Raw genomic sequence first — 25,683 nt, forward strand, 5'->3', positions numbered from 1 at the left:
AAGGAGATTGCCTTGAGCCACGGCGCAGAGAGCCGCCCGCACAACATTGCCGGCGGGGTCTTGCTGATCGTTGCGGCAGCCTTCACGATCTCGATCCAGGATGTCGTTTTCAAACTCCACAGCAGCGACCTGACCCTCTGGCAGATTTTTGCGCTCCGCGGCATCCTTGCGGTGCCGATGCTTTTTGCATTGCTCTGGGTAAGGGACACCCATCGCGGCGTTTTGCGCGCGGCACTCGGGAAATGGTCACTTCTGCGGTCGGTCTTCATCACGACCACGTTTCTCGCCTTTTACGCGGCGATCCCGTTCCTGAGCCTGTCGACCGTTGGCGCGGCCAATTACATTGCACCCGTCTTCGTGATGCTGCTGTCCGCTTACGCGATCGGGGAGGCCGTCGGGCCTTTTGGCCTGCTGGGCGTGCTGCTTGGCTTTGCAGGCGTCATTGTCCTGCTGCAACCGGGCACGGACGCCTTCTCGGCCTGGGCGATCCTCCCGATTGTCGGAGCCGGCTTTTATGCGCTGGCGCACATCACCACACGCGCGAAGTGTCAGAACACTCCCCTCCCTGCATTGGCCTTGTCCCAGACCATCGTCATGCTGGCGGCCGGCGTCATTGTCAGTCTGTTGCTACTCTGGTTGAAGCCTCAGGGCGGCCTCGCCCGGGACTTTCCCTATATTCTCGGCCAATGGTCTGAAGTCGAATGGACGGACTGGCTTGTTCTCCTGCTGCTCGCAGGCCTTGCAATCGTTATCGGCATGATGCTGGCAGGAGCCTATCAGGCTGCACCGCCCGCCCTTATCTCGACCTTTGAATACAGCTATCTGGCGTTTGTCGCCCTCTGGGACATCCTGGTCTTCGGACTGTCACCGGGCTGGGCATCGGTAACGGGCATGATCCTGATCGTCCTGGCCGGATTACTGGCGCTGAAACGGAGGGCACGTTGACGTTTGATGCTCTTGGCGAACACTTGTCGCCCCGATCTTTCAGCTTGACAGATTGACACGGAAAAACTGCTCAGGCGGGCAGCTTTCCGGTCAGAACAGGCAGCACGACCATCAAAAAGAACCGCGCACATTCCAAAAACCCAACCGTTTCAGGCGCGGCGGAGTGTTACAACACGTCACTTTTTGAAATCCGGTCTGGGCCGGAGAGAATCTGGCGACCGGACGTCTTCAATTCCGCTCGTTCAGGCAAGAAAACTCAAGACAATTGTAAATTTCAGCTTCACTTCAATTTAATCGGAAACACCGAAAAAGGGGAGACATTGTTTCTGAGTCTGACGAGGATTTCCCAGCTTTGTCCGCCATTGACAGAACCTATCGTTACGCGCGCGCCTCCGCATATCTGACAGGTACTGACGCAAGCCGGCTGTCTCTCACCAGCGACAGCACGACCGCGTTCGATGGATTCAAACGTTTTTTGGAAGCACGCGCGCTCATACCCGACATCTCCGCAAAAGGACTTCGGGCGGTCTCGGAGGTGGTGGCCGCACGCTATTACGTTCCCCCTACGATGCTGGCGAAGACCCTGCGCGAGGCTGATCCGGTCGCGACAGTCAGTCCGGGAGCGGTGAGATTCGAAGGGTTCTCCAGCTGCTGCAGCGCATATGCCCGAATGGACCTGAACGAAGGAGCACTTGACGTTTCTTTTCGGCGGAACGGGACCACGAATGTCGATTTTGGGCAGGAGCTTCGCGGGGCACTTGCCAATGTCGGCGCCAACGCGGAGCTGAGACTCAGCATCGAGGAAAACGCCGTCGGTATTACCCGGAACAACCGGACGATCGTTGAAAAGAAAGTGCCGTTGCCGTCCCGCTGGATAAAGGGATTTGCCGAGGTACAGGTCGTCATGGCGAACATGCGGCCAACTTTCCGTTTGCCTCGGGTTGCGGCACAACGGTTTTTGCGGGCGTTGCCGCGCGGCAAAAATGATCAGGTTCAGTTTGTTTCCGTCCGTGGAGGTGCGGCGCAGCTGTCGGCTCGTCCAAATGACGGTTCAATCCCGTTACGGGGCAGTCACAGGCTGCGCGTCCTGGAACCGCTGGTCGGTCGGTCCGAGGGGCTGGAGGTGTTCGCATCCGATGCGACGGGCGCGAGTGCGTGGGCTCTTGATTTTGGCGTTCAGCGCTTCTGGCTGGTTCTGAACGCAGACCCCTGGCGCGGATTTTCTGGTGACGGTGGTACCTTGTCCGGCATGGCAAAGTCAGGTGCGGATGCAGTCTCAGCATTACGCGCACAGCTCAATTGGCAGGATCAGATCGATGTCAGTTCCCTGGCGACGGCAACCGGACACACGCCCCAGATGGTTGAGAGCGCATTGGCCGAGCTCGCGGCCAGAGGCCTCGTTGGTTTTGACCTCAGCCGCAACGGATATTTCCACCGCGTTCTTCCCTTCGACCTGGAACAACTCGACGATCTCAACCCGCGCCTGAAGGCCGCAATCGAGCTGCTTGACGACGGGGCCGTGAAGCTGACGACGGCTGGCGCTGACGTCACAAGCCAGGGCATCGTTCACAGCGTCAATCAGAGCGATGAGGGATGGCGCTGCACGTGTCCTTGGTTTGCCAAACATGGCCGCAAAAGGGGGCCTTGCAAGCATGTTCTGGCGGTCGAAATGCAATTGGAGAAGCAAGCGTGAGCGAAGACAATCTGATTTCGATCATATCCAGGAAAAAAGCGCGCGCAGCGCTTGAAGCCCTGGCTGCTATTGCACCGGCAGAGCGTCGCAAGCATGCAAAAGCGGTGGCCAGACTTTACAATGATCGGGTGTTGTTCGCGTTTCAGCAGGACAAGACCAAGGGCATCAGACCGCACGACCAGGATGCGGTCATCATCGGTCTCTTTGCGACGGCGACACTGTCTGAGCTCAAAAAGCTTGGTTATGTACCAACGCCTGCATCCGTGCCAATCGAAGACGTTTTTCGGGCCCTGGAGCTGAATTGGGCCCAGGATCTGGTGGACTATCTGGTCGAAGACAATCCCAATGCGATCGGATCCATTGCGCCGCTCTGGCAAAGTGGCTTGGCGCAACGGCCGGAAAGTGACGGGATCATTCATGGATACTACGGGCTCTGGCATGCGCGTCGGGGCGTCGACGAAGAGCTCCTGCTCTCCAAAGACGTCTGGCGCTTTTTTGAAGTCGAGGGTGCCGGGGAGTTAAGCCTCGCCAATCACGACAAGTTCGTCAAACCCGGAATGGAGACTTGGTCTACCCGGCTGATCAACTATGCCGAAGAAGGACGGCTCGACCGACAAAGGCTCCTCGACGCGTCTCTTGATGCTCTTGAGCGAGATTTCGGACAGTACCGGGCTGGCTGGTATTCGCGCTTCCATACTGCTCTCGCACCGACCGCGGACGAAATCGCCGCGCGCACCGAACGCTATTTGGGATTGCTGTCGTCTTCCGTACCGCCGACTGTTTCCTTCGCTCTGAAATATGTCCAGGCATTGGACAGGAGTTCCCCTGTCGAACCTGCCAGATTGCTTGCAAGCCTTGAACCGGCGCTTCAAGCCCGCGCGAAAGGACCTGCTCTTGCCGCCTTGAAGCTTGTCGAGCGGACGGCGAAGCGAGACAAGGCTATCAGGACCGACGCCGCGCACGCTGCGACACTGTCTCTGGTGTCTGAAGACCCCGCCGTCCAGGGCAAAGCACTGGACCTTGTCGACAAACTGGATCAGGACAATTCTGAACACGTCCGCGCGTCGTTGGCGGACTATGTCGATATGGTTGCCCCGTCACTGCGCACGCGTATCGCCTTGATGGCTGGGACTGCTGTACAACAGGCTGCCCCGAAACCGATGTTGCCAGCAAATATTCCAACGGCAACGCAACTGAAGCCGGTCGCTGGTGCGCAAGATGCACTTGCCCTGTTTCTGACGGTTCTTGAATCGCCGCGCGATCCTTTCGAGGTCGAGCGCGCTGTTGATGGCATTTCGCGGTTTGGCGTCGAACTGAAAAACGACGGGGCGCGCCTTTCCCCTCTCAAGAAACGCGCCGGACAGGTCTGCAAGAACCCTGGCGATGCCGACATCCGCGCCGTCCTCTCACTTACGGGCCGCGCGCTGTGCGAAGGCACGTCTATCGCGGCACTGAGACAAGAGACCGAAGGCGACTACCGTCGGCCGATCGAAGAAAGCTCGCTGCAAAGCCTGCATCTGGCGCGAAACGGCGAAATGGTTGAGAGGATCTTGTCGGGAACCTCGCTGCCGATCCTATCCCTGCCGAGCGACAGTTCGGGCACAGTCGCTGCCTGGGATTTGGCTGGCCGGCTCGCAGATTACCGTGATGCCGGAGCAACCCCGGGAGTTGCCGACCTGTCATTGGCGCTTCTGCGTCTGGCTGGAAACGCACGGGATTGCGTTGAGGATCTGCCACAATCCTCAGAGGCGGAGCGTGCGTTCGCCTACGCGATGGGCCGCGATGCGGACATCGGGCCAACCCCGGAACTTTGGGCAGCGGCATGGCGGGCCAGGCGGCCCAACAAGGAAGATCAGCGCATTGTATCTCTTTTCGGAACGCAGATGCCGGACTGCGGCGTTCCGGCAAGAACAAAGCTGAATGTCGTTCGGGAGGAAAGTCGCGGCGGCGAATACTTCTGGGTCAAGGTCACTGTTCCGATTGAACCCGAGATCACCGGCGAAAGCATCGTTTTACCTGCGACGCCAACCTGTTCGGTAGGGCGGCGCTATTTCCCGGTTCTCCATTGCGGACGCACATTTGCGGATGTCTCGTGGGCATCGCTCAGCCTGCCTGCGGCGTCCGACACATTCTTCCGTCAGGCGCTGCTTCATCAAGATGTCTGGCAAAAGCTTACCGACAACCACACGCGTGGTTATCTCGAACCGTTCTTCCGTCCAGGGTTTGACGTCAGCTATCTGGCGGCTGGCGTGCTGGCCTATTATCTGGCGGTCGAAGACAAGTCCGTTTCGTCTCTAGCCGCGGAAGCCGCAGTAACCGTCCTGGCAGACGGCCGGTTGTCAGCAAATGTCTTTGCCGATGCCGTCAAAACCTTCATGCTGTCGGGGTCTTTGCCGACTGCGCGCTGGACCAAAGGGTTCACCGCGATGGCCGAGGCAGGCGCTTCCCGGCATGTATGCGAGGTGATCGGCTTGCTCCTTGATTTTGAACCGGAGCAATGTCCACGCGATCTGGGCGGCATGCTGGAACTATTGTATGAGCTGCATGTAGAGGCCGGAACCAGACCAGAGCGCGCCGAAACGCTGGCCTGCCTCAAGTCCCTTCCCGGCGGCGGCAAGGTTGCCAAATTCTCCGACAAGCTGCGGTCGATGACGCGGCAAGCGGCCTGATTATGCGTAAACGTGACGAAATTGTTTTTTGCTCGCGCCAGCAGGAAGACTTGTGCCTTCATAAGAACGGAATGGATTCCGCCTTGACACTGCATTCATCGAGGACCGGTTGAGTTCGACAGTGTATTTCCCGGCAGTCAAGGAGTTCTTTCAATTCCGCCCGTCATCTACATTCGGGACGAGCTTCCTGTATCGACTGAAACATTGTCTCTTATCGGTGAAACACACGGATGCATCGAACGTCCGAATTTGGAGCGCGAAGCGGTTATTTGGATAGATTGCAACGTAGGCCCGCCTTGAGCTCACTTCGACCAACGCTCAAGAGATCCGCCGACCCAATCAGAAACGATACGAACTAGTTTGGGATGGACCCGGCGATAAGCCTGGCGGTTTCGGCCCGTTGTTCCGCCGTATAGATGGCTCCCGGCTTGATCGCGAAGCTGGGAGTGAGGCTCAACCGGGCTACAAACGCCTCGACCGCGACGTCGGCAACCTCCCGGGCAGGTGTGAGTCCGCTGGGGCGCCCATCTCCGACGGGAGCGTCCGAGGCCAATGCGGAGGCGGACAGGGCATGCAGGACCTCAGGCGCATCAATCAATGGTAAGGCCTTGAGCATGAATACGAGGCTGTCAGGGTCGGCCTGGGGGATTTGTGTCAATAGACTGGTCCGCGCTTGCCCGTCACCCAATGCCGATAGCGCCAGCCGCGCTGCCAAGCCCGCCGGAACAGTCGGCTCCTGTGGTTGTGCCTTAACCAGGCGGGTGCCGGAAAGGTGAGCCGAGAGCACGGCCTCCGCTCCGGGTACCAATGCCCCCAGGAGCAATACGCCCCCTTCAGCATCTGGTGCCGCGAGAGCCGCCATCACCGTGGTTCGAAGCTGCGTGGCGACGGGGTCGGCTGGTGGGCCATGGGCCAACACGAATTTGAGCGCAGCAGCGCTGGCGCGGGCTCGCAGATCCGGGTCCGGGGCGCCGACATAAGGTAACACGGGCGCCAGTGCCTCTGCACCGCCAACGGCAGCCAACAGATCCACCAGGTTCGATTTCGCGTCAATGGTCTCTGCCGCGGCCAAGCGTACAGCCAGCAGCGCAACGGCAGCCGGACCTGCCTCTACCAGAGCCTTCGAGGAACCTCCGGCCAACGCGGTTTCGATAACTGCCTCAAGGTTCATGTCGTCTGCCATGGTGCTTCCTGCAAGCCAAGTGAACAGAAACGCCCATGCGGTGTTTCTGGCCAGGTTGCGGTGTCGAGCCATTATGTGCCCGACGGATTGATAGTGTTGGCCTGAGCGCGCGAAATGAGCTGCCCCGTTCGCACCGCCCCACTTGCGATCAGGTGCGTTGCAGTACCGCTGTGCGGACCGATCCCACGCAGGTGAATGGTCTCGTGCGCCAGGGTTTCAGCATGAGATGAACCAGTGATGACGTCCTGCATCAGGCAGTTTTTTTCGCCCGCCAAAGTTCCGGCACGGGTGTTGTTGACCGCAGGTGTCGCATCCTGCTCATATTGCCATACGAAGAAGACATTGAAGTCTGCGGCAGCGTCAGCAAAGTTCGTGACGTCGTCCCATTCATGTTCAGCGGCTGCCACGCCCGGCAGGTGACTGGAAAACCGCACAGTTGCGCCCAGGTTCTGTGGAACCGTTATAGAGCGCGCACTCTTTCTGTACATCCGCACGTTGGCCTGGGTGTCCAGCAAACGATTGACGCCCCGTATCAGGGCGTTGAGGTCGCCTATGTTGCGGTTTGTCTTGTGGCCGGCGTTGTCTTTGACATAGTGGAATGCCGTATTGATCTTGACTTCGGTCTTGACCGAGATTTCGAGTATGTCGCTGTTGAGGACGGGGCCTGTAAATCCTGCGTTCGGCACAAAACGAATAAACCCCTTGCCGGCCTTAAGTCCTTTGATTGTCAAATGATGATCAGCGCCGACACGGCTATAGGTGATTTTGGCAATGTCGTTGGGGATCAAGTCAGGAATCAGGGCTCCCGCCCCCCGCACCACAAGCGTGCGCTCCCACCCCCTCGGGACCATTTGCCACTTGGGTGATGCTGAGGCATCGAAGCCGAACATGGGTATACGCGGGGCGAAGACAGTTGGCATAGGTCAAGTTCCAAATCGTCTATCGTGCTTTCAATGCATTCAATACTTTTGAGAAGCATATTATGCTTCGCAGCGCACAAGAATTGGCGCGCCACGGGACACTGCATGACAAGTAACTTCTCTGCATGGTGGATCGACTTGACCGACAATGCAAGACCAACCTCTAGGGGATCTGAAAAAAATTTACCTAGCGTATCAAGTAAAATCACTGTCTGTAAAAGACGATTTCTTAAGTTCGAGATCGACAATTTAGGCAACGCAAGCCGGACGCCTGAAAACCCCTTACAAAGCCACCTCCACCACACCCCCGGCTTCTGCTGCCCGGGATTGGCAAAGAATATCCGCATCTTCGACAGCACCAAGTTCCGGTGCTCGACCTCGCCTGACACCGGCCTGCATTTGCAGGCGCCGCAGATGCCGCCGGAGCATTTGATGTCGATGGGAATGCCGCTTTCATTCGGAACATCCGTCGCCAACTTGTCGGCAGGGATTTCCAGCTCGCGGCCGGAGCGGACGAGATTGCTCGTGAAAGGGTGGTTCACGTCGCCAGGCCCCTCCGGCGCGTTGAAACGGTCAAGGTGGCGTTCTGCCTAGTGGAACGCGGCACACTCGGCGGCAAAAAGCCCTACTGATCCGAGACTCGGTTCGAATTTTTGAGGTTGCGGACCAGCCGGGGTGCGGCGAAGGTGGTGAAGCGGCGGACGTCCGGGCGCTTGAGCGCAGCTGGAGAGGTGATCAGCCAGATCGGCAGGCTGGCGTGATCGGGCGGGTCAAAGCAGCGGACCAGATTCGGGTTGGCATCTCCGACAGTCACCGGCAACGGGCCGATGCCCTGTCCGGTCTGGAGCGCTATCAATATGTCGTTCGATGTCGCACACCGAACAAGGTTATGCCGTTTGCTTTTAACATGGTTCAAAAGATGGACCGTATGGTCTTCCATATCATCGCAATATTCTACCGGAAGAGCATGTTTGGCGGCATAGGCTCCGGACGCATAATAGGTCCATTGGGTTTGACCGACCTTCCGGGCGACCAGCCTGCCATCGGAGATCGCCGGGGCCATACGCAGGGCAACATCAGCCTCTGCCTTCATCATGTCCAAATGCCGTTCCGAGAACACGAACTCAAAACTGATACCGGGGTTCTCTTCAACAAACTCGGCGACCACGGCGCCTATGTTTCCGAAGGTCTCGTCTTCAAACGCGGTGATGCGGATCGGTGCGCTGGCCCTGCCCTTCAGGGCTTCCGCCTCAAACGCAAGAGCTGCCTGCTCGAGGCTTTCGGCATAGGGTAACAAGGTGGTCGCACGCTCCGTCGGTTCTGCACCGCGCGTGGACCTGTCAAAGAGCGTCTCGTCAAAGATGTGTTCAAGAACGTCGATGCGCCGCGCGACAGTGGTCTGGTTGAGGCCCAGATGCCGCGAAGCGGCAAGGGTCGATCCCTCACGCATGACAGCGAGGAATACGCGCACGTCTCCCCAATCTCTGAACCGGCTCTGCATTTTTGCATAACAGCACGGTGCCGTGGCGGATACCAGCGGAACTTTCTTCCGGCGTATTTTGCTTCTGACAAATTTTAGGAGCCGAAGATGACTGTTTTGCCCCTTTCTCCGCTTTCGTTTCTCAGCCGGTTCTTTTGGAAGGGCCAACAGAAGGCTGACGAAACCACCCAAATGGACGCCGCCGAACGGCGCAGGATTTTTAGCGAAATGATCACATCAGGTGCTTGCGGGAGCGAATACGGCGCCCTGATGCTGATGTCGATCTTTCCAGACGAATTTTGAACCACTGCTTTGCCCAACCAGACGGGCCTTGTTCACAGAGGATCCTATGGCCAACTGAGTTTCCAGCGCGCCGCGTTGGTGCAGAACACATGCGGCAGGCGGGATCGCCGACAGCTGTCCCGGAATAGTCTGCACCTGCCGACACTCCTGATTTGGCGCATTTTTAACGTTCCATGATCGCGTGAGCGGTCATTTGTGACGGACAAAAAACGGTGTCACTGCATCCATCAAGCATCAGACGATAAAAGCTATCAAGATGGAGACAACGTTCATGTCATGGAAAGTATTTGCCAAGAAGCATGACACTAGGGCCGAGTGGATTCAACTTTACCATAACCAGGACTATCCGGGCGTGGTTTTAGTTGTCCTTCAGTCTGCGGGCGGTCAGATGCTCAAGCAGATAAGGAAATCCGGTATCCAGATGCAATATTCCGATATCGAGATGAAATGCGGGCGCGCACTCTCGATGAATTCAGCTTTCGAAGGGATTTTTTATACGCCGTTGAAGGATCTTCATGGATTGAACTCAGCCGCGGCGCTGGCTGTCAACAAAGCCGCACGCGAAAAGAGGCAGCACGTCTCGACCGTTACAGTGGCACCCGTCGGCCTCGAAGCACCGGACTGTTCCTATCAGGCCAGTTTCAACCGGCTCCTGAAGGAGCAGGCCTTCAACGTTATGGTTGGCAAGGTCAACATGAACCCCTTCAAAGGCGTTGCCGGGCTCCAGGACAAGATCAAGAAAATGGTCGAAGCTGAAATGCGCGTTTGCGAGCGAAGCTCATTTTCCAGACTGTGACTTCGGCCAGCATTACCAAGACTATCCGAAATCACCGCCGGCGAGATTGAGCCTCACCGGCGGGATCGGTTCCTCTTTCAGCCGCGGCCGAATTGTGATCGATTGTTGCTGCTGCCGATATAGTGTTCACCGCCGAGACCTGGAAGTCATGGTGACCCATCTGAGGACGCAAAGCCTCCCCTTTACAAATCCACCTCCACCACACCCCCGGCTTCCGCTGCCCGGGATTGGCAAAGAATAACCGCCTCTTCCCGCTGCTTCTTCGACAGTACGAAGTCCCGGTGCTCGACTTCCCCCGACACCAGTCCGCATTTGCAGACGCCGCAGATGCCGTCGGAGCATTTGATGTCGATGGGGATACCGTTTTCATTCAGAACATCCGTCGCCGACTTGTCGGCCGGGATTTCCAGCTCGCGGCCCGAGCTGGCGAGTTTGAGCGTGAATGGGTGGTTCACGTAGTCGGGGACGTCCGGCACGTTGAAATATTCAACATGACGTTCGTCATCTGTAAATCCGGCGCGTTCGGCGGCTTCCATCACGGAGGTCATGTAGCGGTCCGGGCCGCAGGCATAGACGTGGCTACTCGTCTGGTATGGGCCAAGAACCTTGTCGAGATCGGCCCGCGTGCCCTGGTCACTGAAATAGAAGCTGACCTTGTCCTTCCAGGGGAAGTGCCCAAAGTCCTCCAGAAACCCGGCATCGTCTTTCCTGCTGCAGGAATAATGCAGCTCGAAGTCGGCGCCCTTGGCATGAAGTTCGTGCGCCATCGCGATCATGGGGGTAACGCCGATCCCACCGCCCATCAGGAAGGTCTTTGCGGCGTCCTGCAGTGGAAAGTGGTTGATCGGCTTGGAAATGAAGATCTTGCGGCCTTCGGTGAAAATCCGGTGGAGCAGCTTCGAGCCGCCTCTGCCTTCGTCTTCCTTCAGCACCGCGATCTGGTATTTGCTCCGATCTGCCGGATCACCTGAAAGCGAATACTGGCGCAGGAATTCCGGCGCCACGACAATGTCGAGATGGGCGCCCGCCTGCCATTCGGGCAGCGGCGCGCCGTCAAGCGACGCGAACTCGTACTTGGTCACACCGCCTGTCATCTGCTCGGCCTTGACGATCTCGACCCGGATCACCGGCGCATCACCGGCAATCGAATATTCATGGGCAAGACCGTCGGTCTCGCCTTTCTCAAGCCGTGCCTTGTACTGCTCCGCCGTGATCAGGGCCTGGTAGGCCTCGATGCCCTTTTCCCGGTCCATCGGAAACGGAAACGGCCAGGGATGCGGGGCAAGATTGGCGGGATAGACGGCGAGGGTCTGATCCTCGTATTTGAGATCGAGATCCTTCTGCAGGTCGCGCCGGTTCACCGGTTGCTTCGCCGCGCGATAGGCGCCGTCTTCGTCAAGCTCGATGTCCCACCACCATTTCTTGACCGGGTTGCGCTCGCCATTGCCGACCATGTCGTCCAGCTTTGCCAGCGCCGGTGCTGCGCCCGGAAGGTTCATCGCAGCCCACCGGAACGGCGCTTCGGAGAACAGGCCTTCCAGGTTCCACGGGCAGGTCTTCATGCAACGCCCGCACATAGCTCCGCTTTCGTTGGTAATGCGGTAGGTGGTGCATTTCTGGCTGTCGGACTTCCAGATCTCGTAGCCGTTGAACATCAGCTTCGGCCCTGCGGTGATTGCTCCGGCCGGACATTCGCGCGCACATTTGTTGCAGTTCTCGCAAAATGCCTGCAAACCGAATGAGATCGGCTTGTCATGGGCCACCGGCATGGTCGTCGTCACGACGCCGGACTTCAGCCGCGGTCCGAGAAAGGGATTGAGGATAACCTCGCCGATCCGGCTGACTTCGCCGAGGCCGGAAAGCAGCAGCAGCGGCGGCTGCAGCACCTCGCCGTCCAGGACCGTATGGGCCTTTGCCCGGTAGCCGAGATTGCGGATCTGTTTTGCAACAACACTGCCGAGGACCGAAAAGCGCAAGTAGGCCCGCATCGACTGCGACACCGCGATCCAGTCGTCACCCGAGGCGCCTTCCATCGTCTCGTAGCCCTGGTCGACGACCATCGAGATCGCCTGGTCATGCGGTGGGTCAAGCGATGCACCGGTCGCGTCGTGCGAATACCAGGCCCAGTCCGGACACCTGGAGACACCCGCGGCATCGATACCGAGGAAATAGCACATCGCCTTGAGATTTTCGGCGTTACGCTCCGGCTCGGAAGTCGAACTGGCCTTTTCCGGCACCGGATCACCGTCCTGCAACAGCACGAAGGCGCCGAGCGCCCGTCTCTGCGCCATGGAGGGCGCGGACTTGCGGGCATAGTGGCCGTTGGTCGCCGCCTGCTGGTTCTTCTTGCCCATGTCGCCGAACTGGGAACGGGCGAACATGTCCGTGCGCTTGGGCACCCGGGCGATGCGTTCCTCGTCAAAATAGGTGGTCGGCGTGTCGACCCGCTTCAGCTTTTCAAACGGATGCGGACCGTCGACAAAGCGGCGCTTTGCGTATGGGTCGAGGTTTCCGGCGCTTTTGGCCGTGCGGTAGCCGAATTGCCAGGCAATCCCGTGGGTCCTGCCCCTCGGCTGCTCGGCCAGCGGCAGCAGCGGCCTGTCATGGGCGAACTCGAAGTCCGTTGTTACGGCGGCAAGGGCGAAGCCGGAGCCGAGATAGGGATTGTGTAGATGGCCATCTTCGACGGTCGCCAGACCGCAGGCAACGGCGAGCCGGTTGAGATCGGCATCGGAAGACGAGTGACCGTGTGCACAGGCCTCATAGCCGAGCAGGCGGATATACTGTGCAAGCACAACGGCGATTTCCATCGCGCGCAGCGCCGAGCGATGCGCCCCTGCCCCCTTGAGCCAGGCTTCGCCCGGTTCACCCGGCCGCATGTCCCGTGGTGTCTGGACCGCGATAACCAGGGCGTGCTTGTGGGACGAAACACCCCTTGGCGGCGCATTCATGGCATCTCGCAGATCCGCCATGATCATGTCGATGCCCGAGGCAAGCGTCTTGGTCTGCGAGGTGCGCAGCTTTTCCGCCAGCTTGTCGATATCCGGATTGCGGAACGGCACTTCGAGGGTCATCTGCGGACCGAAAGCGCAGCTTCCCACCATTGAGGCATCAGAGAAATAGCCGAAGGACTTCAGATGGTTGCTGCGCTCTTCCGGGTCCGATGGCACGTCGGCCCGCGCCTTGTTGACGATGCCGTCGCGGATGGCGTCAAGCATTGCCTGCCCCTCGCTCATCGCGTTGATGATGTTTTCAGGGTCTTCCCTGAGTTGAAAGGGCATCCGGGTGAAGGCCGGCACGTTTTCGAGGTCGGGCAAACCGGTCGCCCTGGCGAGCCGTTCCATCGGAAACGGACCGAGATGAACCGGCCTTGTCTTGTCGGAAAAGAATTTCAATGTGCCCGTCCCCTCGCTCAGCCTCAAAGGCGCATCAGCTGAACCTGTTCGTCCTGTGTCAGTTCGTCGATCGCGGTCATGAAGGTTTCATAAATTCCAGGATCCAGTTTGCCGGCAAAGTGATCGTTCAGCTCGCGCACCAGAACATGGCAAGCCCTCGTCTTCTCCTCGCCCAGCTTCGTCAGCGCCACCTCGGTAAACCGCTTGTCGTCCATTCCGGTGCGCGCAAGAAGACCGCGTTCCTCCATGGTTTTCAGCAACCGGGAAACGGCAGGGCGGGTAATGCAGATGTAGTCGGCCAGTCCGGACGGCGTTGTGACGTTTTCCATGCCGACGCCACGCAGAACGCACCACATCAGCCGCGTGATGCCATGTTCCGACAACTGCTTTTCCAACCGCGCTTCCATGATCCTTGCAAGGCGTGTCACCTTGAACCCGATCCGGTTGTGCAGCGTGTATTCCTCAGCCATTCCACTCCTCGCCGACGAACCGGGTTGACTTGGTATCCACCATATCCTCTTATGCAGTTAACAATGATAATTATTCAAGTTAATTAACTGAGTTATCAGTTTCGGGAGGGAGAAACAATGAACGTGAATGCTCTTGGGCTGCGGTCGAAACTGTCGGCTGCGATCGCGTCGGCAGTCGTTTTGATGGGCATGCAGTCCGCCCTGGCGGACGAACTCAAGATTGCCCACTTCATGCCGTCCATGCATCCGATGGACCGGGGCGTGATGACCCCTCTCGCGGAGGAAATCGATGCCGCTACAAATGGCGAAGTCACCATGCGTATCTACCCGTCGGGCGAGTTGGGCAAGGGTCCGGTACAGCAGTATAAACGCGTTGTGACGGGTGTTGCCGACATCGTCTTCGGCATTCCCGAATACACGCCCAGACAGTTCACGAAAACCGGCCTCGTTCACATTCCGGGCCTCTTTGCCAACGGCACGGAAGCGACCAACGCCCTTTGGGACAATATCGGCCTGATCGAGGACGAGTTCGCACAGGCCAAGCTGCTCGGCCTTTGGGCAAACAATCCCTCCGTCCTGATCACCCGCGACAAACCGGTCCACACGCTGGCGGATATGGAAGGCATGAAGATCCGCACGCCCAACCCGGTCATGGCCGCGCTTGTCGAGGCCTGGGGTGGCATTCCCGTTTCCATGCCGGTTCCCGATGTCTATAACGCCATGAACACCGGCGTCATCGATGCCGTCATGATCGGTCCGTCCGGCATCCGGTCCTACAAGCTCAACGAAACCGGCAAGTATGTGACTACCAACATTCCCTCGGCACTCGACAGTTTCTATCTGCTGATGAACAAGTCCAGCTGGGATGGCCTGAGCGATGAGAACAAGGCCAGGCTGACCGAGCTGACTGGCCGGGAAATCAGCCTGCGCGGTGCCAAGGCCTTTTACGAGGCCGGTCAGGCCGGCTTGAAACTGGCGGCCGATACCGGCCTGGAACTGATCGAGATCACTCCGGACGCAGAAGCCGAGTTCCGCAGCAAGATGGGGCCTGCGCTCACCGCGGTCATCGACGAGAAGGGCAAACAGTCCGGCAGTGACGCGCACGCAATCGTCAAAGCCCTCGGCGGTCAGTAAACCGTGGGTTCACCGTCCCCTGAAGAGACCGGCCCGCGTCCTGCGGGCTGGTTCAAGCGGCTGGAGATACTGCTGGTGGTTTCAGGGGCAGCGATCATCTTCGCGCTCATGGGACTGTCCGTCTCCGATGCCCTGCTCAGGTCGTTCTTCAACAAACCCATTTTCGGCGCGAACGACTATGCACAGATCCTGCTGTCCTTTGCCATCGCGATCAGTTTCCCTCTGTGCGTGCTCTCCGGCCGCCTGATCGCCATCGATACGCTTTTGCGCCGCTTTCCTGCGCCCGTGCAAAGCCTTCTCGACTGGTCAACGACGATCCTCGGAATTGCAATGCTCGCCTATCTTGCCTGGCGGTCCTTCTTCAATGCACTGGAAGCTGCGACATTCGGGGAAACGACACTTTTGCTGCAGCTCCCCTTTGCGCCGTCCTACTACGCGGTTGCGATCGGCTGTGGCCTGTCCGCCCTGGTGCTGTTGCTGGAGAGAATAACCAAATGAGCCCCGAAATTTACGGCGTTCTCGGTTTCGCAGCGCTTTTCCTGCTGCTGGCACTCGGCACGCCCGTTGCCATTTCACTCCTCGTCGTCGGCTTTGCGGGAACAGTCCTTCTGTCAGGCTTCACAGCCGCCGCCTTCACGCTGAGCGGCCAGGTCTTTGCGACGGTGACCGTCTATGAACTGACGATCATTCCCTTGTTCATCCTGATGGGAAATCTTGCGTCGTCCGCCGGTCTCAGCCGGGATCTCTTCGAGGCCGCCCACAAGGTGATCGGCCACATGAAAGGCGGACTGGCCGCCGCGACGATCATGGGCTGTGCCGGGTTTGCCGCCCTGTCAGGCTCGTCCATCGCTTCTGCCGTGACGATGGGAAAGGTCGCCTATCCGGAAATGCGACGGTTCAACTACGGCGCCAGGCTCGCAACAGGGTCCATCGCGGCGGGCGGAACACTCGGTATCCTTATTCCCCCCTCCACCGGCTTCGTGATCTACGCCATCTTGACGGAGCAGTCGATCGGCCGCCTGTTCATGGCCGGGGTTCTGCCCGGATTGCTCCTGACGTCGATGTTTCTCATGGCGATTGCCCTCGTCACCTTTCTGCGGCCGGATGAAGCTCCGCGCGGTCCGGAATTCGGCATTCGCGAAAAACTCGCGAGCCTGCTCCGGGCGACCGGGATCGGCGTGATTATCCTGATCACAATCGGTGGCATCTACACCGGATTCTTCACGCCGGTCGAAGCGGCGGGGGTTGGTGCCTTCTTCGCCCTGGTCATGTTGATTGTCCGACGCAAATGCACGCTGCCGGAACTTTATCAGATCAGCGCGGAAACGCTGAAAACAACGGGGATGGCCTTTTTTATCCTCATCGGTGCCAATGTATTCGCGCCCTTTGTGGCACTGTCCCATCTGCCCGCGACAATCGCCGACAGCATGACCGGATTGGCGCTCGGCCCCTACGGCACGCTCTTTCTCATCCTTCTCGGTTACGTCATTCTGGGAATGTTCATCGAAGGGCTTTCTCTTCTGGTCATCACCTTGCCGATTGTTTTTCCCCTGATCGTCGGCCTCGGCTTCGACCCGATCTGGCTGGGTGTCGTCATGGTGATCGTACTGGAGATGGGCCTGATTTCCCCGCCCGTCGGCGTCAATGTCTTCATCGTCAAAAGCGTGGTACCCGACGTTCCGATCGAGACTATTTTTGCCGGCATCATGCCGTTCTGGCTCGCGATGATCGCGACCCTGGCCCTCATCGTGGCCTTTCCCGACATCGCCCTTCTCATACCGAACGCCATGTTCAACTAATCCAGAGACGCTTCCGGATCGGTTGATACAATTGATACATTCGGCAATGCCCAACTGATAAGCTGGCGCTGTATTCGGGTTTGGCCGGTTTGCCACATTTGCGATATCGGTACTGGCAGGCAGGACAGAGTGGGAACTGATGTTGCGAACGGTCGAGGGAAGCGCTGCCGGCCGAAGTGCCGATGCAGAACAGGACGCGGCGGAACTGGCGCTGCTGAGAGAAGCTGCCGGTGCACTGCGGGAAGGCTTCGCCCTCTTTGATGCATCCTTCCGGCTCCGGATGTGCAACCACACCTATCGCAATCTCGCATGCGCAGTGGACGCACCTGCTCCCGAAACCGGCGAAAGCGCTGAAAATCTCTTTCTGAAAAGTTTCAATAGCGGCTGTTTTGTATTTCCGGAAGAGACCGACATCTCCGCCTTGAGCACCGCCGTTGTCGACATTCTGCGTGACGGTACCAGAGAGGTGGAAGTGAAGCGCGCCGATGGCCGCATCGTGTCTCTCACGGGAAGTCTCACCGAAACAGGTGGCTTTCTTGTATCTGCCCTTGATGTCACCACGGAACGGAAGGTCGCGCCGCCCGAACACGGCGAACGGGATCGTGCAAACGCGCAACTGAGAGATGCGGTAGAGGCTCTCGATGAAGGTATTGTTCTTTATGATCAGGACCAGCGGCTGGTCTTTGCCAACAGCCGCTACGCCGAAATGCTGGGGCCGCACAGTTGTCTTCTGGTTCCTGGCGTCCCCATGCAGGTCATCGTCGGCGAAGCTGTCGCCAGCGGGCAGATCTCGATCACCAGGGGTCCCGACGGCGGCATCGCCGGTATACTGCGAACCCTTGAAGGGAGAGGAAATCTCAAGATCGAAGTTGAAGTGGCTGATGGAACCCAGCGGGAGATCACGCTCGCCCGTCTCAGGGATGGCGGCATTGTCGCAACAGCACGCGATATCACGGAACAAAGAACGAGCCAGGCCCGCGCACGGCAATTGCTCAACGACGCCATCGAAGGTGTTGATTTCGGCATCGCGCTGGTTGGTGATGATGATCGGCTTGTTTTCGCCAACCGGAAGTTTCGCCAACTTGGCGACCCGAACGGCAATCTGCTGACAGCTGGAAAAACCATGCGCGAAATACATGCCGAAGCCATCAGAACCGGATTGTTCCCGCTTCCACCCGGCGCTGCACCGGACGCGCTGCTCGATGATCTGGATCAGTTAATCCGGGAGGCAGCCAAAGGCTTCCAGATACCCAACAACCACGGCAGCTCGCTGGTTGGCAATGTCTACGAAACTGCCTTGCAGGGCCGGCTTTTTACGATCGAGGACGTGACGGAACAGGCCCGGGCCGAACGCCTGTTCACCGACGCTGTCGCGCGTCTTCCGGTAGGGGTCGCAATCGAAGGCCCCGAAGGGCAGTTCACCCATTGCAATGACGCATTCGCAGGACCCTTCAATCTGACATCGAAGGAGATCCTGGAATACTCCGATGTCGAACGAATTGCGCTTCTGGCACCACAGATCGCCACGATCAAGGGCATACCCGTTGGAGACAGTGCCGCCGAGGCTTTCAGGCAGGCGGTCACGCTGCAGCGTGCAACGCTGATGCCGATGGAGGTCACTTTCAAGGACGGGCGGCACTATGTTGTCGAGCGCGCTTTCACCGAAAATGACGGAAGGGTTGTCGTTGTCACCGATGTCACGGCCCTGAAAAGGGCGGAAACACGAAGCCTCGAAGTGCTCAACGATGCCATCGAGTCGCTCGATGAGGGGCTGGCACTGTTCGACACCGATCTGAATTTCGTCATGGGCAACCGAAAGTATTTCGACCTCTATTTCAATAACGAACCACCACCTGATGGAAATGAAAATCTCGTCTCTCTTCTGAACCGTTTGTTCGACGCCGGTGTTATGCTGATACCGGAGGGGATCGCCAAAAAGGACTATATTGACCGGTTGACAGGGCTCGTTGGCACCTACCGGAAAAACGAGACGGTCAAACTCGCCGACGGCACAATATTGCTTGCCTCTGCGCACCAGACGGAGCTTGACTGCTACCTTCTCTCATTCACCGACATTACCGAACAGCGAAGAGCCGAAGAAGAACAGCGGGAGGCTGACCTCCTGCTGCGCACGATCGTGGAAGCCTGCCCCGCAAACTTTCTCGTTTCGCGCGTGGAAGACGGCAAGATCATTTATTGCCCGCCGGCCTCGCGCGAGCGCTTCGGCAAGATCAAATCGACCTTGAGCTTCTTTATGCACCCTGAAGATCGTGAAAAATACCTCGAAGCCCTGTTGCCGACGGGATCACTGGATGACTACCGGGTCCAGTTCCGCCGCGCGGACGGCTCGATCATGCAGGGCCTGACAGCGGCGCGGATAACCGACTACAAGGGCGAGGACGTGATCGTGTCCTCGACGCGGGATATTTCCGATCAGCTTGCAATGCAGGAAGAACTGGAAAAACAACGCGAAATCTCTCATCAGAATGAAAAACTGTCAGCCCTGGGGGAACTTCTCGCCGGGGTTGCCCACGAACTCAACAATCCGCTGTCCATTGTTGTCGGCTACGCACAGATGCTGGAAGGCAAGCTGGACGATCCGGTTCTTTCCAAGCGGGTCGACAGAATTGCGCAGGCTGCAGACCGAAGCGCGAGGATCGTAAAGACCTTCCTTGCAATGGCACGGCAGAAACCGGCCAGGATAGAGCAATGTTCGCTCAACGACATTGTCTCGATCGCACAGGAGATTGGCGGCTATGGGCTGCGTGCCAACGGTGTTCAGGTCGTGACGGATTTCGATGAATCTCTTCCTCCAGTCGCAGGTGACGGTGATCAGCTGGTTCAGGTTTTCACCAATCTCATCGTGAATGCGGAACACGCGTTGACCCCGCTGGGAGAAAACGGTGTGCTTGTGCTCCGTTCCTTCCACGATGTCGACAACGATCATTCGGTGATCGAAGTAAGGGACAACGGTCCCGGTATTGCGAAGGAACTTCAGGCGCGCATATTCGAACCGTTCTTTACGACCAAGGATGTCGGAGAAGGAACTGGTGTGGGTTTGGCTTTTTCTCATCGCATTATCGACACGCATGACGGGGTTCTCGAAGTTGCTTCCGACCCCGATATCGGGACCAGTTTTTTCGTCCGCCTGCGCGCCAAAAGACCTGATACGACGCAGCGGCCGATGACGGACGCACCAGCCGAGACTTTGGTAAAGCAGCGTGTTCTTGTCATCGACGACGAGCCCGATGTCGGTGAATTGATCACCGATCTTCTGACGGAAATGGGATGCGAGACCACGTTGGCGCCAGGTGCAAGAGAAGCTCTTTCACTTCTCTCCGACATTGCTTTCGATATCATTATCAGCGATTTCAAGATGCCGGGCATGAACGGCGAGGAATTTTACGCAGCCCTGCAAAAAAGCATGCCCGGATACATGGATCGTATTGGATTCGTGACGGGAGACTCGATGGGTAAGGCGGTGACGCATTTTCTGACCGAAAGCGAACGTCCCCACATTGAAAAACCGATTTCCAGAACCGAGCTGGAGGCCCTGGTCAGGCAGCTTGGTGCCCGGGAGAACCAGCCATGAATGCAATCACGGACAACAGACTGATACTCGTCTGTGACGACGAACCTCATCTCAGGGAAATGGTTGCCGAATATCTGAGCGAACGGGGGTATGGCATTCTGGAGGCCGCCAGTGCGTCGGATATGAAATCCCTGCTTGAAAGCAGGACACCCGATCTGATTGTTCTGGATATTAACATGCCCGGTACGGACGGACTGACGGCGCTGAGGGAGCTCAGGTCTTCTTCCGAGATCCCGGTCATCATGCTGACGGCGGCAAGCGAAGTGATCGACCGTGTCATAGGTCTTGAAATGGGTGCCGATGATTACGTCGGAAAACCGGTGGACTTGCGCGAACTGGAGGCCCGTATCAAGGCAACCCTGCGCCGCCAGAACCTGGTACATGCGGAGATAGAGCAAAAGGACAAGGTCCGCGGAACAGTTGTTTTCGGGCCATGCCGGCTCGACCTTGACGGAGCGAGACTGTTCGACAAGGGCGGCGATGAAATCCCGTTGACCGCGATGGAATTCAGCCTGCTAAGGGTATTTGTGGAAAACCGCGGCCGTGTTCTCAACCGCGATCAGCTTCTCGAACAGGCCCACGACAAGGGTTGGGAACCTTTTGACCGTTCGATCGACCTGAGAATTTCCAGATTGAGAAGGAAAATCGAGAACAATCCAACCAAGCCCGAAACCATCCGGACCGTGCGTGGTATCGGATACGTCTTCGACTAGACCCTGCACGGGTGTCGTGCGTGAATAGAAACTCCAAGATATCTTTCCAGGGCGCGGGGCGTCTCCTTGTCGGCCAAGGCGGAGGATCAGGTCATCTGACCGCAACGGGTCACAGCAAAACGCTCTTTGAGTTCCATCGTGGCAGGAGCATGAGCAAACGGCCGCAGCAGGCACGAAAACGCTCCGCTGTCGTTGCCGAAGGACTTCGAAGAACGGTTACGTCCGTTCCCACGAACACCAACCGAAGCAACTCGCTCGTCGACCTGTCAAAGACAGGCGCCCTACCTAACGGAAAAATATCCCCGATCCGTCGCGATCGCTGCAACCCGGTCTCCGGCGAGCGAGCGTTCAGTTCTTGGGGATCGATACCGGTTGTCCAGAACAAGAATTGTATCGGCATCGACTTCCAGCGCCATATGCCCTGCGCCGGACGCTGTTTCAAGAATGAGAAGGCGCGTATCGGTTTCCCGATACCCGGCTGCGGTCAGAACGGCACGTTTCAGGAGAACATGATCTTCACAGTCACCTGCACCGCGGAGCAGCGTCGAGAGTGGATTTGCCCAATGGTCGTCGGTTGCCTCGTCCCTGAGATACCTGATGTTTCCATTGACAATCTCGTGGACCAGTGCGGGCTGGACTGCCTGCGGCACGGCCTCGACCCGGGAAACCAGCTTCCGCCAGGTCGCTGCGCGCCAGTCGCGGCAGGCACCTTTTTCACAAGATTGCAACCAATCGGCCTCGGCCTGCACCCGTGCCCTTGTCATCGCCCAGCGCCGCGCGAGAACCGTACCTGAGCTTCGTTTCAGCTCACGGTCTGGCTGTGAGTAATGAACGGGCACGAGACGCGAACCGGCAACTTGCCCCTGCCCGTTCGGCGCTACATGTTTTCCGATACCGGCCGCAAACCTGAATTCGAACGCATGTACCTGCGATGGAAGCAGCGCTCCCACACTTGCGCCCAGGATGCACAAAAGCACCAGCACCGGCTGAAAACCGAAAGAAACTCGCATCGACATCTGCCCTGTTCAGGCACGACGATGCTTGCTTATCTTTCGCGCAATGCTTCCGAGCGTGCCTTGATTATTGGCTTCAACAGATAGTCGAGAACCGTTTTATCGCCGGTTAAGATCGAAGCGCTGACGACCATTCCCGGAATTATTGGTAAAGGATTGCTTTCCGACCCGAGCCAGTTCCGGTCCGTTCTCAAGATCACCCTGTAGAAGGTATTGCCTTCTTCGTTGGTGATCGTATCCGCGCCGATGCGCTCAACGACACCTGGAATGTCTCCATAGACTGTATAGTCATATGCCGTGACACGCACACGGGCGGCCTGTCCCGGAAACAGGAACGCTACATCCTGTGGCCGGATCTGTGTTTCGATCAGAAGAGTGTCATCAAGTGGGACGAGTTCAGAGATGTTCTCTCCCGGTGAGACCACAGCACCGATCGTGGCAACCGAGAACTTGTTGATGATCCCGCGCACTGGCGCCCTGAGCACAGTGCGATTGACCTTGTCGCTCGCCGACTTGATCGTTTCGTCCAGGATTGTCAGCTCGTTCAATGTCTGCGTCAGATCTTCATGTGCCTTGGCACGAAAGCCAAGAACCGCGCTTTCAAGACGTGCCGAGGCTTCCGTGATAGCCGCTTCCGACCGCGGGATGGAGGCATTGAGAAGTTCGACTTCCAGCTTGCCCCCCTGGGCTTCGCGTTCGAGCCGCAGGAGGTCCATCTTCGGATAAGCACCTGCTTCCGAGAGTTTGCGAGCGCTCTGCAGTTCCTCGTTCAGCAATTCTGAAGACAGTTGTTCGCTGACAAGGCGCGTTTCGAGTTCAACCTTTTCCAGCTTCCGTTGGGAAAGCTGTTGTTCGATGACGGAAAGCTCCTGCTTCAATGCGGTCTGGCGAGCGTTGAACAAGGCAAGTTCTCGGGCCGATGCGGGTCGGCCGGCATCACTTTCATCCAGAACGAGAAGTTCGCCGTGGGCCTCCGCTTCCAGGCGCCTGGCTCTTATCACAAGCGCGTTTCGCTGCTCCTCAAGCTCTCCGAGATTGGCCGCAAAGTCGGTATCGTCGATCCTTATCAGCGGTTCGCCGACATCAACAACATCACCCTCCCTGACGAAGATTTCCGCAACGAGCCCGCCTTCCAGAGATTCCACGATTTGAATCTGGCTGGACGGGATCACCCGCCCGTCGCCCGTTGTGACTTCCTCGATCCTGGCGAAATAGGCCCAGACGACAAGAGCGCCAAGCATAAGCAGCATGGCCAGAAGAAGACCCCAGATGCCGGCGTTGTTTCGCCGTTCCAGCGCCGCGCGCACATCGTTGGCAAAATCCTCATCCACCCGGGGCATGACCACCTCCCGGACTTGAAGAAGGCGTCTTGTGTCCTGCCTGTGCACCTGCCTTCAGGCGGGAGACAACATCGTCCTTGGGGCCGTCCATCAGAAGCTTGCCCTTGTCGAGCAGCAGGATGCGATCGACCAGATCGAGAGGCCCGTCACGATGTGTTGCGATAAAGAGCGTGATGCCTTCATTCGCAATCTCCTTGAGTCGCGCGCACAACTGCCTCTCCGACATGATATCGAGATAAGCGGTCGGTTCATCCAGGCAGATGATTTTCGGTGACCGGATCAGGCATCGGGCCAGCGCGACTGCCTGCCGTTGTCCGCCAGAGAGACTTCTTCCACGCTCCTCGATATGCATATCCAGGCCGTCCGGATGGCGCGACGTGAAAAAATCAACACCTGCCAGGTGCACGGTCCGTTCGAGCTCGGATGCGCTGGCGTTGGGGGCCCCCATGAGGATGTTCTCACGCAAGGTACCTGTAAAGAGCTCGGCATCCTGCAGGCACAATCCGACAGTCGACCGCAGGTCGGCGGCAGAAAACTGGCGTGTGTCGATGCCACCCAGCAAATAGGTGCCCGATTGTGGTTCATAAAGACCGGACAGGATGCGCACCAGCGTACTCTTGCCGGATCCCACCCTCCCGATAACGCCGATTTTTTCACCGGTTTCAGCCGTGAAACTGATGTTTTCCAGAGCAGGAACACGACTTCCGGGATAGGTCAGGGAAACGTTCTGAAAGGCGACACCTGCATTCCCCGATGAGTTCAGGTCACGAGCGGTCACGCCTCCTTCTGTTTCCGATTTCATCAGAACGTCAAGACTTCTGAGCGCACTTCGTGCGTGAAGCAGGCGCGCCAGTGTCTGAGAAATGTTGTTGAGCGGCGCAAGAACACGCCCCGCCAGGATGTTGGCAGCAATCAGGGCGCCCACCGTGATCCGGCCCTCCAGGACAAGAAACACGCCCCAGACCACGATCACGATCGAAACAAGCTGAAACACCACCCCGGTGAAGGATGCCGCGACATTTGCCCAGTATCTTGCCCTCGTGGTCGAACGGCTGGCGGCAGCGACCGCCCGGTCCCAGGCCCGGCGGAACCAGCTTTCTCCGCCACTCACCTTGATGGTTTCCAGAGAAGACACCGTTTCGACGAGTATCGATTGACGACGCGCGGCGTCGCTCTGGCTTTCCGAGAGTGCCCTTGACAGCGGAACCTGAACAAGACCGGTCACGGCAATCACGACCGGAACGGCAAACGCCGGAACCCAGGCCAGCGGTCCGACCAGGAACCACATCACCCAGACAAAAATGCCGATAAACAGAAGATCGGTCGCAGCAATGACCGTTGATGACGTCAGAGCATCCCGCACGGAATCCAGATCGCGGACCTGATTGGCAACTCCACCGGTCGACGCCGGCCGCGCCGCCATTTTCAGTCTTAAAAAGTGATCGAACATGCGGCCGGCAACCGCCATGTCTACGCGCCTGCCGGTTTCATCGACGATTTTCATGCGAAGCATCTTGAAGATGAAGTCGAACAGAAACGCGATCAGGACACCAAGCGTCAAAACCCAGAGTGTCGGTATTGCCAGATTGGGTATGACCCGGTCGTAGACGTTCATGATGAACAATGGACTGGCAAGGCCAAGCAGGTTGCCGATCAAAGCTGCAATGATGACTTGAGTATAGTTGGGCCAGAACCGGCGCACGGCAGACCAGAACCAGTCCTTGGGTTTTTCCGGTGAGGCCTCGGCCTGCGCCTGTGAAGGCATAAGACCGACAAACGCTACGACCGGCAGTTTCAATCCTTCAAATGAGGACAGCGGCACATTTCGAACACCCCCGGGCTCAAGAGCAGAATGTATCCGTGCAGTTCCAGCCAAGCGGTCAATCTGTTCCACAACGACTGCCGGCTCATCTTCCACAAGAACAATCACCGGAAGCGTGACAACCGGAATAGAGGCAACATCGAGTTGCTCTATCCGGACCGCGAGCCCAAGCCGACGCGCTGCTTCTTCAAGACTGCTGACTGCAAGCCCCTGCTCCCCGACGGGGAGACCACGCGAGAGTTCGGACGTGTTGGCAACAAGGCCGTGATACCGGGCGACCCTGACGAGAGCCTCCAGAAGACCGTTGGATGCTGGATGCTGGTCGCGAGCGGGGTCCCCGGAACTCGTCACCTGTGTTGGAGCGGCAGGATGACTACCCAGGCGAACTGTCGGCTCCCCTCCATCCACAACAACCG

19 protein-coding genes are annotated in these 25,683 nt (G+C 58.1%); 10 read left to right on the forward strand and 9 right to left on the reverse strand.

The features are described from left to right. The first annotated feature begins 12 nt into the window (after nucleotides 1-12). The 3 genes from LA5095_RS06690 to LA5095_RS06700 all read left to right on the forward strand — a co-directional run bounded on the left by LA5095_RS06690 (nucleotide 13) and on the right by LA5095_RS06700 (nucleotide 5,307). The gene (locus tag LA5095_RS06690; protein WP_055113272.1) at nucleotides 13-945 is read left to right on the forward strand and encodes a DMT family transporter; all 933 of its coding nucleotides are present in this window, start codon (nucleotides 13-15) and stop codon (nucleotides 943-945) included. A 352-nt stretch (nucleotides 946-1,297) separates the two neighbouring features. Then, on the forward strand, nucleotides 1,298-2,638 hold the full coding sequence (locus tag LA5095_RS06695) for an SWIM zinc finger family protein (RefSeq protein ID WP_055113274.1): 1,341 nt from the start codon (nucleotides 1,298-1,300) through the stop codon (nucleotides 2,636-2,638). Beyond that, the gene (locus tag LA5095_RS06700) at nucleotides 2,635-5,307 is read left to right on the forward strand and encodes a DUF6493 family protein (RefSeq protein WP_055113276.1); all 2,673 of its coding nucleotides are present in this window, start codon (nucleotides 2,635-2,637) and stop codon (nucleotides 5,305-5,307) included. The genes LA5095_RS06695 and LA5095_RS06700 overlap by 4 nt, the downstream gene beginning before the upstream one ends. Nucleotides 5,308-5,662: 355 nt before the next feature. Here LA5095_RS06700 and LA5095_RS06705 read toward each other — a convergent pair whose 3' ends face one another. From LA5095_RS06705 to LA5095_RS06715, 4 genes are all read right to left on the reverse strand, one after another. Continuing rightward, nucleotides 5,663-6,490: a hypothetical protein gene (locus LA5095_RS06705; protein ID WP_144435928.1), complete on the reverse strand. Its 828-nt coding sequence runs from the start codon at nucleotides 6,488-6,490 to the stop codon at nucleotides 5,663-5,665. Nucleotides 6,491-6,561: 71 nt separating this feature from the next. Continuing rightward, nucleotides 6,562-7,380: a hypothetical protein gene (locus tag LA5095_RS06710; protein WP_055113279.1), complete on the reverse strand. Its 819-nt coding sequence runs from the start codon at nucleotides 7,378-7,380 to the stop codon at nucleotides 6,562-6,564. Beyond that, on the reverse strand, nucleotides 7,287-7,952 hold the full coding sequence (locus LA5095_RS33505) for a 2Fe-2S iron-sulfur cluster-binding protein (protein ID WP_082442636.1): 666 nt from the start codon (nucleotides 7,950-7,952) through the stop codon (nucleotides 7,287-7,289). Before LA5095_RS33505 ends, LA5095_RS06710 begins: the two co-directional genes overlap by 94 nt. 83 nt (nucleotides 7,953-8,035) lie before the next feature. Further along, a complete protein-coding gene (locus tag LA5095_RS06715; protein ID WP_158510350.1) occupies nucleotides 8,036-8,881 on the reverse strand; it encodes a LysR family transcriptional regulator in 846 nt (281 codons plus the stop codon). A 117-nt stretch (nucleotides 8,882-8,998) separates the two neighbouring features. Between LA5095_RS06715 and LA5095_RS32325 the strand changes: the two genes are divergently transcribed. Both LA5095_RS32325 and LA5095_RS06725 read left to right on the forward strand, forming a co-directional pair. Continuing rightward, complete coding sequence (locus LA5095_RS32325) at nucleotides 8,999-9,193, forward strand: hypothetical protein (RefSeq protein ID WP_055113284.1); 195 nt, start codon at nucleotides 8,999-9,001, stop codon at nucleotides 9,191-9,193. Between the two features lie 271 nt (nucleotides 9,194-9,464). Next, on the forward strand, nucleotides 9,465-9,989 hold the full coding sequence (locus LA5095_RS06725) for a hypothetical protein (RefSeq protein ID WP_144435927.1): 525 nt from the start codon (nucleotides 9,465-9,467) through the stop codon (nucleotides 9,987-9,989). 182 nt (nucleotides 9,990-10,171) lie between these two features. Here LA5095_RS06725 and LA5095_RS06730 read toward each other — a convergent pair whose 3' ends face one another. Next, nucleotides 10,172-13,384 (reverse strand): 2Fe-2S iron-sulfur cluster-binding protein, encoded by a 3,213-nt coding sequence (locus LA5095_RS06730; protein ID WP_208992583.1) that lies wholly within the window; start codon nucleotides 13,382-13,384, stop codon nucleotides 10,172-10,174. Nucleotides 13,385-13,407: 23 nt separating this feature from the next. Next, the gene (locus tag LA5095_RS06735; RefSeq protein ID WP_055113288.1) at nucleotides 13,408-13,854 is read right to left on the reverse strand and encodes a MarR family winged helix-turn-helix transcriptional regulator; all 447 of its coding nucleotides are present in this window, start codon (nucleotides 13,852-13,854) and stop codon (nucleotides 13,408-13,410) included. 117 nt (nucleotides 13,855-13,971) lie between these two features. Here LA5095_RS06735 and LA5095_RS06740 point away from each other — a divergent pair, with 117 nt between their 5' ends. The 5 genes from LA5095_RS06740 (at nucleotide 13,972) to LA5095_RS06760 (ending at nucleotide 21,092) form a co-directional block, all read left to right on the forward strand. Beyond that, nucleotides 13,972-14,988, forward strand: a complete 1,017-nt coding sequence (locus tag LA5095_RS06740) for a TRAP transporter substrate-binding protein (RefSeq protein WP_055113290.1) — start codon at nucleotides 13,972-13,974, stop codon at nucleotides 14,986-14,988. Nucleotides 14,989-14,991: 3 nt separating this feature from the next. Beyond that, nucleotides 14,992-15,486, forward strand: coding sequence for a TRAP transporter small permease (locus LA5095_RS06745; RefSeq protein WP_055113292.1), 495 nt, complete (start codon nucleotides 14,992-14,994; stop codon nucleotides 15,484-15,486). Further along, the gene (locus LA5095_RS06750) at nucleotides 15,483-16,787 is read left to right on the forward strand and encodes a TRAP transporter large permease (protein ID WP_055113294.1); all 1,305 of its coding nucleotides are present in this window, start codon (nucleotides 15,483-15,485) and stop codon (nucleotides 16,785-16,787) included. Before LA5095_RS06745 ends, LA5095_RS06750 begins: the two co-directional genes overlap by 4 nt. Before the next feature lie 139 nt (nucleotides 16,788-16,926). Continuing rightward, on the forward strand, nucleotides 16,927-20,379 hold the full coding sequence (locus LA5095_RS06755) for a PAS-domain containing protein (RefSeq protein ID WP_055113296.1): 3,453 nt from the start codon (nucleotides 16,927-16,929) through the stop codon (nucleotides 20,377-20,379). A gap of 5 nt (nucleotides 20,380-20,384) precedes the next feature. Further along, nucleotides 20,385-21,092, forward strand: a complete 708-nt coding sequence (locus LA5095_RS06760) for a response regulator (protein ID WP_208992613.1) — start codon at nucleotides 20,385-20,387, stop codon at nucleotides 21,090-21,092. Between the two features lie 281 nt (nucleotides 21,093-21,373). Here the strand turns inward: LA5095_RS06760 and LA5095_RS06765 are convergent, their stop codons facing one another. The 3 genes from LA5095_RS06765 to LA5095_RS06775 are packed head-to-tail and all read right to left on the reverse strand — an operon-like array spanning nucleotide 21,374 to nucleotide 25,675. Beyond that, on the reverse strand, nucleotides 21,374-22,102 hold the full coding sequence (locus LA5095_RS06765) for a transglutaminase-like cysteine peptidase (protein WP_158510351.1): 729 nt from the start codon (nucleotides 22,100-22,102) through the stop codon (nucleotides 21,374-21,376). Between the two features lie 35 nt (nucleotides 22,103-22,137). Continuing rightward, entirely contained in the window at nucleotides 22,138-23,445 is a 1,308-nt protein-coding gene (locus tag LA5095_RS06770; RefSeq protein ID WP_055113302.1) for an HlyD family type I secretion periplasmic adaptor subunit, read from the reverse strand. Next, nucleotides 23,429-25,675: a type I secretion system permease/ATPase gene (locus LA5095_RS06775; RefSeq protein ID WP_082442638.1), complete on the reverse strand. Its 2,247-nt coding sequence runs from the start codon at nucleotides 25,673-25,675 to the stop codon at nucleotides 23,429-23,431. Before LA5095_RS06775 ends, LA5095_RS06770 begins: the two co-directional genes overlap by 17 nt. Nucleotides 25,676-25,683: the final 8 nt, after the last annotated feature.

The organism is Roseibium album (assembly GCF_001404515.1).
Lineage (GTDB): Bacteria > Pseudomonadota > Alphaproteobacteria > Rhizobiales > Stappiaceae > Roseibium > Roseibium album.